General features: G+C 60.0%; 10 protein-coding genes. 6 read left to right on the plus strand and 4 right to left on the minus strand.

Annotated elements, in window-relative coordinates:
* Positions 1–191: 191 nt before the first annotated feature.
* On the plus strand, positions 192–3,113 hold the full coding sequence (locus ACFSDX_RS19595) for an MSEP-CTERM sorting domain-containing protein (protein WP_382316640.1): 2,922 nt from the start codon (positions 192–194) through the stop codon (positions 3,111–3,113).
* 78 nt (positions 3,114–3,191) lie between these two features.
* Here the strand turns inward: ACFSDX_RS19595 and ACFSDX_RS19600 are convergent, their stop codons facing one another.
* A complete protein-coding gene (locus tag ACFSDX_RS19600; protein ID WP_382316642.1) occupies positions 3,192–4,199 on the minus strand; it encodes a fibronectin type III domain-containing protein in 1,008 nt (335 codons plus the stop codon).
* 98 nt (positions 4,200–4,297) lie between these two features.
* Positions 4,298–5,341, minus strand: a complete 1,044-nt coding sequence (gene murB / locus ACFSDX_RS19605) for a UDP-N-acetylmuramate dehydrogenase (RefSeq protein WP_382316644.1) — start codon at positions 5,339–5,341, stop codon at positions 4,298–4,300.
* A 107-nt stretch (positions 5,342–5,448) separates the two neighbouring features.
* On the opposite strand from murB, the gene ACFSDX_RS19610 reads away from it, so the two are divergent.
* Entirely contained in the window at positions 5,449–6,000 is a 552-nt protein-coding gene (locus tag ACFSDX_RS19610; RefSeq protein WP_382316646.1) for an RNA 2'-phosphotransferase, read from the plus strand.
* 105 nt (positions 6,001–6,105) lie between these two features.
* Here ACFSDX_RS19610 and ACFSDX_RS19615 read toward each other — a convergent pair whose 3' ends face one another.
* Positions 6,106–6,660, minus strand: a complete 555-nt coding sequence (locus ACFSDX_RS19615; RefSeq protein WP_382316648.1) for a hypothetical protein — start codon at positions 6,658–6,660, stop codon at positions 6,106–6,108.
* A 195-nt stretch (positions 6,661–6,855) separates the two neighbouring features.
* On the opposite strand from ACFSDX_RS19615, the gene treA reads away from it, so the two are divergent.
* The 4 genes from treA to ACFSDX_RS19635 all read left to right on the plus strand — a co-directional run bounded on the left by treA (position 6,856) and on the right by ACFSDX_RS19635 (position 12,111).
* A complete protein-coding gene (treA, locus tag ACFSDX_RS19620; protein WP_382316650.1) occupies positions 6,856–8,499 on the plus strand; it encodes an alpha,alpha-trehalase TreA in 1,644 nt (547 codons plus the stop codon).
* Between the two features lie 430 nt (positions 8,500–8,929).
* Complete coding sequence (locus tag ACFSDX_RS19625) at positions 8,930–9,976, plus strand: hypothetical protein (protein WP_382316652.1); 1,047 nt, start codon at positions 8,930–8,932, stop codon at positions 9,974–9,976.
* Positions 9,977–10,032: 56 nt separating this feature from the next.
* The gene (locus tag ACFSDX_RS19630; protein WP_382316654.1) at positions 10,033–10,434 is read left to right on the plus strand and encodes a hypothetical protein; all 402 of its coding nucleotides are present in this window, start codon (positions 10,033–10,035) and stop codon (positions 10,432–10,434) included.
* Between the two features lie 45 nt (positions 10,435–10,479).
* Entirely contained in the window at positions 10,480–12,111 is a 1,632-nt protein-coding gene (locus ACFSDX_RS19635; RefSeq protein WP_382316656.1) for a sensor histidine kinase, read from the plus strand.
* Between the two features lie 65 nt (positions 12,112–12,176).
* On the opposite strand, the gene ACFSDX_RS19640 is transcribed toward ACFSDX_RS19635, so the two are convergent.
* Complete coding sequence (locus ACFSDX_RS19640) at positions 12,177–13,574, minus strand: sugar MFS transporter (RefSeq protein ID WP_382316658.1); 1,398 nt, start codon at positions 13,572–13,574, stop codon at positions 12,177–12,179.
* Positions 13,575–13,599 lie beyond the last annotated feature (25 nt).

Here is a 13,599-nt window from a genome sequence, read left to right on the forward strand (position 1 = left end):
GAGTCAAGCCGCGTCTTGAAAGCACCCGAAAAAAGCGAAAAGAGCGGTTTGTTTTTTATTAACTTTGAAATACAAAGTTCTTCGTAATACATTTGCGACGGTCAATTCGCCACGTGCCATTCGGCCCAAAGCTTAGTGCTGGCCAGCCAACCACCTCCACGCTCTTTCATTTTCTGCACCAGTACCCTGTTATGCACAACTTTCTCAATCCCAAATGGCTACTGGCGCTCACTGTCGGCCCCTTGCTGCTGCTGGCGGCGCTCTGCTACGGCGAGTTTTCGGTCGTTCACTCCTTGCTACCGCCGGCCAGCGTGGGGCTGTGGCAGAGCTTTGGGTGGGGCCTGGGGGCGCTCGGGCTGGTGAGCTTGGTGTACCTGGTTTGGGCCTGGGCCCACGAGCAGGAGGTGAGCACCTGGTACGCGGTGGCGGCGCTGGTGGCCTACAGCTTGTTTGTGGGCCTCTACACCTTCCACGCCGACGAAGTGCTGCCGCGCAGCGTGCCCCGCTGGCTGGTGCCCACCGATATTGTAGTCTGCGTCTGGACCTTTCTGATGCCCACGCTGGCGCACGCGCTGCTGGTGCTGGTGGTGCGCTTTACGCCCCCCGGCCGGCCGCACAGCGCCCTGGCCAACCTAGGGCTGGCCGTGGCGGTGCCGGTGGGGGCGTGGCTGGCGCTGGGCCTGCTCACGGGCCTCTGGGGGCTGCTGAGCGGCTGGTTTGAGCACGGCATGGGCGGCGGCTACGTGCTGCTGGTTGGGGCGATAGGCGTGGGGCCGCTGCTGTTTCTGTTCTTTTTGGTGCGGGCGGTTTACATCCTGAGCTTGGGCCAGGAAAAGGAGTGGGGCGACTACAGCATTGTCTGGAAAGTGGTGCTGACCACCGTGCTGCCGGTGCTGGGGCTGGCCGTGAATTCGGGGCTGTTTTTCGGGCACTTCAGCACTGATACCGAGGCCGGTATTTTCGGTAATTTCAATAGCCCGTGGTTCTACGGCCTGGCGGTGCTGAACGGCGGGCTGCTGTGCCTGCCCGCCCACCGCCTAGGTCCGCGCGGGCGGCTGGCGCTGTTGGGGGCGCGCAGCGCGCTGCTGGGCTACACGGCGTACTTTTTTCTGGTGTTTCTGCCCTTCCTGCCGCTGTCGATGGTGGCGGTTATCGCCATTGGCTCGGGCTTTTTGATGCTGGCGCCGCTCATGCTGCTGGTGGTGCACGTGAGCACGCTGCACGACGACCTAGGGGCGCTAGCGCCTTACTACGCGCCGCTGGTGCGACGGGCGGTGCTGGTGGGCGGCCTGGTGGTGCTACCGCTGGGCCTCACGGGTAGCTACTGGCACCAGCGCCAGGTGCTGCACGAGGCGCTGGAATACGCCTACAGCCCCGATTATGCCAAGCACTACGACCTCGACGCGGCGGCCCTGACCCACGCGCTGGCCGTGGTGCAGCAGCACAAAGACAGCAATTGGGACCTGTTTATGGGCTCGCAGCAGCCTTATTTATCAACCTACTACAACTGGCTGGTACTCGACAACCTCACGCTGCCCGAGAGTAAGATTGCCGACCTGCAAAAGATATTCCTGGGGGCCGAGCCGCTGGCCAAGCGCCCGCGCTGGAACCGCTGGACGCCCCCCACCAACTTCGCCGAAGACCAGGGCCCGACGGTCGGGCAGCCGGCCCTGCAACAGCTCAGCACCCGCAGCACCTACGATGCCAAGCAGCAAGCCTGGGTGAGCTGGGTAGACCTCGAAATTGCCAATACCGACATCAGCCGCCAGGCCGAGTACAGCACGGCCATTACCCTGCCGGCCGGCTGCTGGGTGGGCAACTACTACCTCGACATTGGCCCGCGCCGCGAGTACGGCACCTTGGCCGAGCGCAAGGCCGCTACCTGGGTTTATTCGCAGATTGTGAACGACCGCACGGGCCAGGACCCCGGCTTGCTCTCCTACCTTGGGCCCAACCAATTGTCGCTGCGCGTGTACCCGGTAGTGGGGGCGGAGGTGCGCCGCACCGGCATCCAGCTGCTGCATAAGGAGCCGTTTGAGTTGGCCATCGGCGGCCGCACGGTGCAGCTCGGCACGCCCGGCGCGGCGCCGGCCGGCGCCGCGCCCGCGGCTACCGCGGGCGGCGCGGTGGTGTACCTAGGGGCCGCGGCCAAGCGCCAGCTGCCGCTGGTGCAGCGGCGGCCCTACTACCACTTTTTGCTCGATGTATCGCGGGGGCAGGCCGGGGCCAAGGCCGGCTACGTGCAGCGCGTGCAGGCGCTGCTGCGCACCCAGCCGCTGGCCGTGGGGCCGCGCTTCAGCCTGGTAAATGCCTACACGGCGCCCTTGGGCGAGGGGGCCGACTGGCAGCGGGCGCTCGCTGAGTGCAGGAACGAGGGCGGCTGCTACCTCACCGGGGCCGTGCGCCGCTCACTCACCGCCGCTCAGCTGCGCCCCGCCGCCACCTACCCACGGTTGGTCGTCGTGACTGATAGCCTGGGTAGTGCCGTGCTGCCCGCCAATTTTGCTGACCTAGGGGCCGCCTACCCCGAAAGCGACGAGTTCTACGTGCTGCTGCCCGATGGCCGCCTCGAAGCGCACTCGCTCCGCCAGGCCCCGGCCACGGCGCTCGCCAGCGGGCCGCCGCCCGCCCTGGGGCCCGCCGTGCGCGCCTGGCCCAACGCGGCCCATGCGCTAGCCTACCTGCCCGATACCGGCGAGGCCGCCCTCGTGCTGCCCCACCCGGCCGACCCGCTGGCCGTGCCCGGCGGGGCGCCCACCCGCTGGGCCACGGGCCTGCTGCTGCACGGCTTCGGGCAGTGGCAAAGCCTGCACCCCGAAGCGGCCGGGCGCGGGCACCTGCCCTTCATTCAAGCCAGCTTTCGGGCCGGCATTCTCACGCCGCTCACGGCCTACCTGGTGTTGGAAAACGACGCGCAGAAGGCTGCCCTCCAGCGCAAGCAGGAGGAGGTACTCGCCGCTAACCACAACCTCGACGCCCAGGAAACGGAGCCGCCGCGCCCGGCCGGCGATGCCGCCGCCGTGCCCCTCAACGGCGGCCAGTGGCTGCTCTTGCTGCTTGGGCTGGCCCTAGGGGTGCGGCAGCTGCGGCAGCGCTACCGCGTGGCTGGGTAGTAGATAAGAGGAAGTGGGCCAAGGGGAAGGCGAGTAACTCGCCTTCCCCTTGGCCCACTTCCTGCTTACTAGCAACGCTTATTTTTTCTTCTTGCCACCCGTGATAATGGGCACGGCGGGCGCGCTGGTGGTGCCTGCGGCATTGTGCGAGCCGGCCTGCACATAGTAAGTGGTGCCCGGCGCCAGGCCATCCAGCACGATGCGGTGCTGGGTGGTGAGGGTTTCGCTGGTGCGCGTTTCGAGCAGCTGGGTGGCCGAGGGGCCGTATTTGACGCGCGTATCGCCGGGGTGCGTGGTGGTGAACTCGATGGTGACGCTCTGGGGCGTGACGCTCACCGGCACCGGCTCGCCGGTGAGGAGGGGCAGGCCCCCGCCGCGCACGAGGTCGGCCGCCAGGCGGGGCAGCAGCTGGTAGCCCCCGGTGCCGGTGGGCGAGTACTGGCTCAGCAGCCCGCGCACGTTGAATACCTCGCCCTGCGGCACGGCGGCATCGACCAGACCGGCCGGGCCCGTGCTGGCGTTGACGACGCGCAGCAGGCCGCCGCTTTGGCCATTGAGCAGGTAGTTGGCGTTGGCGGCGAGCGTCGTGACCGTGGCGCCGGCCGGGCTGGTGAGGCGCGTGACGCCGGTTATCTCCACCAGGCGGCCCTCATTTGCTTCCACAAACGCGCCGGTGAGGGCCGCGGCCGGCACCCTAAGCGCCCGCAGCGGCCGGTTGCCGGTGACTTTGTGCACCGCCAGCACGGGGTCCATTTCGAGCAGGCCGTTGTAGTTTTTGAGCTGGCCGGTTACCTGCACGCTGTCGCCGGCGTGCAGCGCATCGAAGCCCGGTACCCGGCTCGGCAGGGCGTAGAGTGCCAGGCCGCTTTCGCCATCCTGCACAAAGCGCAGGCCCCCCAGCTCAGCCCCGTTGAGCACCAGCCCCCGCACCGTAACCGTAGCGCCCACCCCCTGGGTGCGCGCCGCTTTGAGCGAAATAACGCCCGCAATGGGCCCCGCCAGTGGGCCCGCCGCCGGAGTGCCGGGGCCGGGCGCCGCCGGCGGGGTCAAAAAGCCAGCGGCTACTAAAAGCGTAGAAATGAGCATAAAACGAAGGCGCGAGAAGCTGGGCTAATTTTGGTCAGCCGCAAAGTAAGCCGACAAAATACCATAGCTTACCGCCCCTTGGTTACGCTCCCGGTAGGCTACAAAATATTCACTTCGGGGTGCAACTCAATGCCAAAAAGGTCGCGCACCGAGCGGATAATTTCCTCGGCCAGCGCGCGCAATTCCTGGCCGGTGGCGCCGCCGTGGTTCACCAGCACCAGCGCCTGGCGGTCGTGCACGCCGTGGGTACCGGCGCCCGCCCCGCGCCGCAAGCCCTTGAAGCCGGCCTGCTCGATAAGCCAGCCGGCGGGCACCTTCACGCCGCCCGGCACCGGGTAGCCGGGCAGGGCGGGGTAGCGGCTTTTGAGCTCGTCGAACTTATGCTGCGACACTTCGGGGTTCTTAAAAAACGAGCCCGCGTTGCCGATTTCGGCCGGGTCGGGCAGCTTCGAGCGCCGGATGTGCACCACGGCACGGCTCACGTCCTGCGGGGTGGGCTCGGTTTCGATACCTAGGTCGGCGAGTGTGGTCTGAATGTCGCCGTAGCGTACGTTGGTGGGGCGCTGGGCCGCGGCGCGGTGCAGGCGCAGCACCACAGCCGTAACCACGAACTGATTTTTGAGCGGGCCCTTAAATACGCTTTCGCGGTAGCCAAAGCCGCAGTCTTCCTTACCAAAAACCCGCAGCTGCCCAGTGCTGATTTCCAGCGCTTCCAGCCGCTCGAAAGTGTCTTGCAGCTCGGCGCCGTAGGCCCCGATATTCTGGAGCGGCGCCGCGCCCACCGTGCCGGGGATGAGCGACAGGTTTTCCACGCCGTGCAGGTCTTCGCCGAGGGCGTACTCGACCAGGCCGTGCCAGCTTTCGCCGGCCCCGGCGCGCAGCAGAGCCGTGTGCGTGTCGGCATCCTCCCCAATGATTTCGAGCCCTTTAATCTCGTTTTTCAAGACCACGCCGCCGAAGTTCTGCGTCAGCAGCAGGTTGGAGCCGCCGCCCAGAATGAGCAGCGGGCCGGCCTGCACCTCGGGCCGCTCCAGCAGCTGGCGCAGCGCCTCGGCCGAGGCGAAGCGGGCAAAATAACGGGCCTGCACATCGAGGCCAAACGTGTTGTAGGGGCGGAGGGAAACGTGTTCTTCGAGCTGCATGGCCGCAAAGGTCGGGAAGTACCGCGGACTCTGCTGAGTCCGCGCGGGAAGTAGTTGAGCGAGCTACTGTATTCGCGGACTTGCAGCGTCCGCGCTACTTTCGCCGCATGGAACCCAAAGCCGCCACCCGCCTCAGCAAGTTTCTCAGCAAGCACCTGCGCCACGCCCCCGCTGACATTGGCCTCACGCTGCAAGCCGGCGGCTGGGCTAGCGTGCCCGACCTGCTGGCCGCCTGCGCTGCCCACGGCCACCCCCTCACCCGCGACGAGCTGGAAGACCTGGTCGAAGACAATGACAAGCAGCGCTTTGCCTTCGATGAAACGGGCCAGCGCCTGCGCGCCCAGCAGGGCCACAGCGTAGCAGTTGACTTGCAACTCGCGTCCGCCGCGCCGCCCGCCGTGCTCTACCACGGCACCGCGCCGGCCGCGCTGCCCGCTATCCGGGCTTCGGGCTTGCAGAAAATGCAGCGCCACCACGTGCACCTCACCACCGATGAGGCCACCGCCCGGCGCGTGGGCCAGCGCCGGGGCCGCCCCGTGCTGCTGGCCGTAGATGCCGCCGCGCTGCACGCGGCGGGCGGCGTGTTTTACCGCTCGGGCAATGGCGTGTGGCTGGTCGATAGCGTGCCGCCGCAGTACGTGCGCGAGCTACCCGGGTGAAATGCCTATTTAGTTTTATCGGCTGCTTTGGCTTATCTCAATCAACGAAAAAAGGGGGGTAGGGAGCCCCGCTCCCTACCCCCCTTCGCTAGCGTGCCGTGGCACCTAGGGCAGGTTGGCGTGCACGTTGAAGCGCGAGTCAGCGCGCACGTCGGTGTTCTGGCGCAGGGTTTGGGCCAGCTCGGCGGTGGTGGTCAGCGTGTAAGCGCTGTTCTTTAAATATAAATCGAGCTTGTTGCCGGCCGGGTTTAAGGTGATGCTGGTCTGGCCGGTGGGCACGGTGGGCAGCGAAGCCAGCAGCACCTTGTTGGAGCCCGCCGCGTTGGTGGCGATGTAGATGCTGATGCTCTTCAGAAAATTAAAATTCTGAGTGCTCGGGTTGGTCACCGTGAGGGTCAGCTGGTCGAGGGTCACGTCCTGCACGTACTCGGCCGACGTGTTATTGTTCTTATAAGTGGTTTGCGCGGTGGTGGGCACCGACACGCCCGGAATACTCAGCGACACCCCCGGCGGCACGAAGGGCGTGCCCGGGATGGTGAAGCTGCTCGAGTCGCTGACCTTGAAGCTGAGCAGCTCCAGAATTTTTTTGCAGCTTCCGGCTCCCAGAAGGAGAAAAGCCAGTAGTACTAGGTATGATTTTTGAAGGATAATATTGCGCATAAGGCAGATTATGATAGATTAATAAGTATTTTATTGATAAGCACAAATATAGGTGCAGTGCGCCCTTACGGCTCAGCTTTTTCGCTGACTTCAACGAGCTGGTGGGCCAGCCGCTATTTTGCACGGCTAAGCTTCACGCCTCACCAGCCAGGGCCGTCGGCCCTAGGCTGGCGTGCCATTCCCACCCACGTTGCTATGAAATATTTTCTTCTGAGCGGCTTGCTTGCGGCAGCCGCTCCGGTAGCCGCCCAGCGCGCCCCCGCCCCCGCCCCCGCCCCCGCCCAAACTGCCGCCACCGTCAGGCAGACCGCCAACCTACCCACTTTGCCCACGCCACGCCAGCTCTACCCCGGCCTGTTTGAGGCTGTGCAGCTGGGCCGGGTGTATGCCGATAACAAGACCTTCGTGGACGCCCTGCCCACCGCCCCGCCCGCCGAAATCGTGGCCGCCTACGAGCGCCAGCGCACCCAGCCTGGCTTCGAGCTGAAGACCTTCGTGGGGCAGTATTTCCGGCCGCCCGTGGCCGCCACCGACGTGTACCGCAGCGATGTGAAGGCCGGCATCCGGGCGCATCTCGACACGCTCTGGACGGTATTGCGCCGGCCGGGGCAGGCTGAGGCGGCGCAGTACTCGTCGCTGCTGCCGCTGCCGCGCCCCTACCTGGTGCCGGGCGGGCGCTTCCGCGAAATCTATTACTGGGATTCGTACTTCACGATGCTGGGCCTGCGCGAGGCGGGTCGCACGGCGCTGCTGCGCGACATGGTGGCCAACTTCGCCTACCTCATCGACCGCTACGGCCACGTGCCCAACGGCAGCCGCACCTACTACCTCTCGCGCTCGCAGCCGCCGTTTTTTGCCCTCATGGTGCAGCTGCTGGCCCAGGCCGAAGGCCCCGGCAGCCAGGCTATAGCGCAATTTCACCCCCAGCTCAAGCTCGAATACGCCTACTGGACGGCCGGCGCCGCCGACCTGAAGCCCGGTACCGCCGCCGGCCGCGCCGTGCGCATGCCCGGCGGCGAAACCCTGAGCCGCTACTGGGACGACAGCGACCAGCCCCGCGAAGAGTCGTACCAGGAGGACGTGGAAGCCGCCAAAAAGAGCCCGCAGCCGGCCCCCGAGTTCAACCGCAACGTGCGGGCCGCCGCCGCCTCGGGCTGGGATTTTAGCTCGCGCTGGTTTGTGCCCGGCAAGGGGCTGGAAACCATTCGCACCACCAGCCTCGTGCCCGTGGACCTCAACTGCCTGCTGCTGACCCTGGAGCAAACCCTAGGTGCCGCCGCCCGCCAGGCCGGCGACTCGACCGAAGCCCGGCAATACCGCCAGGCCGGGCAAGCGCGCACCGCCGCCATCCGGAAGTATTGCTGGGATGCCAAGGCGGGCTTCTACGTCGATTACGACTTGCCCCAGCGGCGGCCGTCCCCAGTGCACACGCTGGCCGGGGCGTTTCCGCTGGCCTTTGGCGTGGCTACGCCCGCCCAGGCCAAGTTAGTGGCCCAGCACCTCCAAAACGAGTTTTTGCGCCCCGGCGGCCTGCTTACCACCACTAACCCCAGCGGCCAGCAGTGGGACGCCCCCAACGCCTGGGCGCCCCTCGAATACCTCTCCATTGTGGGCCTGCGCCGCTACCAGCAAAAAGCCCTCGCCGACACCGTGGCCCACCGCTGGACGCGCCTCAACGTGCGCGTTTTCACCCAAACCGGTAAGCTGCTCGAGAAGTACAACGTCGAGAAAACCGACTTGCTGGCCGGCGGCGGCGAGTATCCGCTGCAAGACGGCTTTGGCTGGACCAATGGCGTGCTGCTGACGCTGCTGAATGAAGAGAAGCGTGCCGGGCGGTAAGAATTGCCTGGGTAGGCGTGCGCTACTAAAGCAGCGTTGATTATGCAGAGCCTGCGAAACGCGGGCTAACGGCTGAGCGCTTCAGCTAATGGCGCAGGGGGTGCCCGGTATGTCCGCGGCGGGCAATGTGCGCGCTGGCGCAATGGTGCGCCTGGCGCCTGCTACCACGCGTGCGGGCGCCGCGGCCATCGGCTTCGGGCACTGCTAACCGAAGTATAGGCCAAGCTTTTTGGAGGAAATGGGTCTATTAATTCTTCTAAAGATGCTATAGCGCTGCTTGAATAGGTAAGCACAGCTATATTTAATGGCCCAAAAAAGGTGCTGGTGCAGGGTTTTACCCAAAACGCTGTCTTTCAATGCTTCGCTGGCCCTATTTCCCACTCTAGCTGAGCCAGCAGCGCTGGCTCCCATCCCGTCTTGCTCATTGCGTATGAAAAATAAGCGATACACTAGTATTATTTTAGCAATTGTTGGCCTGCTCCTAGGGTCGCTCCAGCGGGCTATGGCGCAGCGAACCCAAATCAGGGGATTTGCCGATGCCTACACTTACTACCAAGGCGGTAAGCTGAACTTCAGTTTTGGGGAGCAGGATTTATTTATCACCTCCGAGATAACCGAGCGGCTGTCATTTTTGGGAGAAACCGTTTTTAAGTATTCTTTCGAATCTCCTACTGATTTTGATATCAGTATCGAGCGTTTGATTATGAAATACAACTACGCAGGTAATCACAGTATTTTAATAGGCAAGCACCATACGCCAGTCAATTACTGGAACGATACTTACCATCATGGCAGAGTGTTTTTTCCAACGATTGACCGGCCATTAATATTTTCTCAAGGCATTATTCCGCTCCATACCACCGGAATCAGTTTGCAGGGGCAAAACCTAGGTAGCATCCGCTTTGGCTACGATGTAATGCTTGGTAATGGGTTGGGCTCGGGAGATGCCGCCGATAACAACAGGTTCAAATCATTGACGGTAGCTGTTCACGTAAAGCCCAAAGATGGCTTACGTATTGGAGCATCCATGTACCACGATGTTCTTTCAAAAGGCAGCGTGGTGCATAATCACTACAGCGGGGTTAGCACCATAGCGCTTACCAGAATAAACCAAACTATTACGACGGGCTCACTGGCTTATAACGATTCGATAGGCTCTAAAAAGTTTGAGCTGCTGGCAGAAAGCAGCATGGTAACCAATAAATCGGATAGCCTAGGTACGCAATACGCGCTAGCTTCTTATGTCTACGCGGGGCTACGGGTCACCGATAAGTTAGTTCCTTATATCAGGGTTGATGACATTCGCTACAGAAACAGCGAAGTATATTTTTCAGACCACAATATTCAATCATTTATCGGCGGGCTGCGCTACGAATTGAGTTATCTGGCCGTTCTTAAGCTCGAATATCAGCATATAAAGGACCATAAGGCCAGCGATTCAGACAGAGTAACGTTTCAAGTAGCAGTTGGCTTTTAAATAAAATTTTTATGACTTGGATTTGCCGACTTTTTCTCAAGGTATTCTTACTTAGTATGTGGTTTTACCTGCCAGCCATGGCGCAGGACATGAAGCTGGTGGTAATTGCTAACGGTAAAGGAGCGCCATCGGAAATGAAAGCAGCGCAGCTTAACTCGGTGATGAAAGGCGAAAAGCTGCGCTGGCCAGATGGTACTAAGGTTAGTATAGCACTTATGAAAAGCAACACGCCCATTGGCGTGAGCACAAGTAAAAAGGTGTATAATATGAGCTCAAATGAATTAAATAAATATTGGCTCGCATTAGTCTTTCAAGGAAAAGCAGATGCTCCTAATTTTTTTAATTCTGAAGCAGAGCTTGAAGATTTTATTGCTCAGACCAAGGGTGCCATTGGGGTTGTTAATCAACCAGCTGCTAGTAATAAAACTATATTGATTGATGGAAAAACGTCTTTGTAAACGCTTTTTACATATTTACATTGCTCTGATAGTAACGCCTCCCACATGTTGAATAAATTGTTGCTTTCGCAGAGCATAAGGCGCGCCCGCATCACCCTCAAGACTAAAATCTGGATGACGGTGACCAGCATCGTTCTCCTGTTTTCTTTCTTTGTACTGTTCTATCTGCCAGCTATTCAGGAAAAGTATTTGCTTAGTAACTTTAACAAAGAAGTTCAAAACCATGCTAATACCGTTGCCCTAGGGGTGAAAATTGCGATGACGGAGCAAAATTTTCAGGGTGTTCAGACTGCCATGGATTTTGTTAAGAAAGACCCGCTACTACAATCGGTAAGCTTACTACAAACTGATACTACTTGGAATAAAAATCACTCTAAGCTTAAAGTAAACCGCAGCATTTTTAAAACCTATCCCGAAAAGAAAAAAATAGATGTTAATGCTGAATCAACTGATTCGGTAGTTATTAAGAGAGCTCCCTTTAGTACGCCAATGATGAAGGGCGAGATTGTAATAGCCTCGTCTACCAAGGATATTATTCAGAGTAAGAAGCAAATTCGTATTACCTCGCTGCTTTTTAGTTTCTTGGTTTTCAGTATAGGAATACTTATTGGTTTCTTCTTGGCTAAGAATATTTCTGTTCCGGTGCTGGAGCTACGAGACGCCGCTACTAGAGTGGGTAGGGGAGACCTGACCCAACGAGTATTCAATAAATCCCGGGATGAGATTGGGGAGCTTGGTACGGCGTTTAATAAAATGGTTGGGGATTTAGCAATGGCTCGTAAAGAAGTGGAAGATAGAACGCGCGAGCTAGTAATAGAAAAGAAAAAATCCGATGAGTTACTCGAAGACCTCAAGAAAACCCTTATCGACTTGAAGGCAACTCAGGAACAACTTATTCGTCAGGAAAAGCTGGCTTCTATTGGGCAGTTAACAAAAGGCTTGGTTGACAGGCTGCTTAATCCTTTGAATTATGTTACTAACTTTGCTGCTTTATCCATAGAATTGCTCAAAGAAGGCAGAGAAGTTTTGGATGCTAATACGTATGCAGCGGACGATTATCTTCAGACAGAGTTGCTGCCGCTATTCGATATGATTGAGGCTAACACAGGTAAGATAGAAGAGCATAGCTTTAGCCTTACCCGAATAGTAAGAAGTATGGATAAGCTGCTAAAGGCTAAATCCGATACTTTTATAGAAGTCGCTGTGAATTCTTACATGGAAAGCCAGTTTCTTAAATATAAGAAAGAGCATGAGCATGCAGATGCTGCCATTGACTTTTCCTTGATTAAGGGTAGTGATTATCAGAATAGCTCCGTTAGTATACTGCCGGCGGAAATGAATTCCGTTTTTGTCAGCTTGTTGGATAATGCTACCTACTCTTTGCATGAAAAGTCTTCGCTGGATAAAGATTTCAAGCCGGAGCTTATAATCGAGACTTCTTTCCAGGAGTCGTGTGTGGAAATAAAAATTCGGGATAATGGCAAGGGTATTTCGGACGTTGACAGGAAGCAGCTCTTTTCGCCTTTCTTTACAACCAAACCTACCTCGGAAGGAACGGGACTGGGTTTATTTGTAAGCCAAGATATCATCAGGGCGCATAAGGGAAGTATCTCTGTCGATACGCAACAGGGCTTGTTCACCGCAATTACAATTAAGCTGCCCCTAATGAGTTCATAAATACCCTAGGCGGGGTATTCATGAACTCACTAGGAGCGGATGAGTGTAACCTAGGTGCCACGTTGCTACCGCACCCGGTAGCCGCTCAGGGCATAGTACAGCAAGTAGGCGTAGCAAAACGCCGGTACCGCAAACGCCACCCGCAGCCCACCACCGTGCGTGGCTAAAAAGCCCATGAGCGGCGGCAGCAGCGCTCCGCCCACGATGGCCATAATGAGATACGACGAGCCTTGCTTGGTGAAGTGACCTAGGCCCGTGATGGCCAGCGGGAAGATAATCGGCCACATAATGGAGTTGCACAGGCCGCAGAGCACGATGAGCCACAGCGCCGTTTCGCCCTGGCTGAGCACCGACGCGCCCACTAGCGAAACACCCGCCGCGCACACCGCTACCAGCAATACCCGGTTGTGAAACTTGAGTAGCAGCGGGATGCCCACCACGCGCCCCAGCAACGAGCCAAACCAGTACGACGACACTAGCACCGCGCCTACCGCTTTGGTGAAGCCCGCTGATGTGTCAATCGGCGCCGGACTCTGGCCAAACAGCGCCCCGGCGAAGTTAGTGGCCACGTTCAGGCCCCGCACCAGGCTCTGGGTGAAGCCTGACAACTGGGTAATACCCTGGCTTTCGCCGTAGCGAATGAGGAAGGACCCTAGGCCGACTTCCACGCCCACGTATACAAAAATGGCCCCGATGCCCAGCACCAGATGCGGAAAGCTGAGTGCCGAGCTGCGCGCCGCCGCCAGTGGCCGGGCCTCCTCGGCCTGCTCCTCCGGGATGCTGTCGATGTCGGGCAGCTTCAGAAAGAAGAACACGGCCGCCAGCACCACCAGAAACGCGGCCAGCCCGAGGTAGGGCGCTTTCACGAGCTGCGACTCTTCGGCTAGGCGCTCGGCCAGCGGCAGGGCCGCCAGCCGCGCCTTGAGGGCCACCGAGCCGCCAAACAGCACCAGCGCGCCCACCAGCGGCGAGAGGCTGCCGCCGAAGTTGTTGGCCACGCCCACCACGCTTACGCGCGCTGCCGCGCCGCGGGCTGGCCCCAGCACGCTCACGTAGGGATTGGCCGCTACTTGCAGCAGCGTAATGCCCGCGCCTAGGACCGCCAGCGCCGTGAGAAACAGCCCAAACTCGCGCGAGTTGGCCGCCGGAATGAACAGCAGTGCCCCGCCCGCCATCACGAGCAACCCCACCACGATGCCGCGCTGGTAGCCCAGCTTCTTGAGCACTAGCCCCGCCGGCAGCGACATCAGAAAATACGCCCCAAAAAAAGCCGACTGCACGGCCGTGGACTGAAAATCAGTGAGCTGGCACACGTCCTTGAGGTAGGGCATGAGCACGTCGTTGAAATTGGTGACCGCCCCAAACAGGAAGAATAAGCAGGTCATGAGCACCATCGGCCCGGCGTAGGAGCGGGCTGGAGCAGCGGAAGAAACCGTCGATGCAGTAGTAATAGGAGTAGCCATACGGGGCGGAAGGTACAAAAAAGCC

The organism is Hymenobacter bucti, from assembly GCF_042681145.1.
In the GTDB taxonomy this organism is placed as follows: Bacteria; Bacteroidota; Bacteroidia; order Cytophagales; family Hymenobacteraceae; genus Hymenobacter; species Hymenobacter bucti.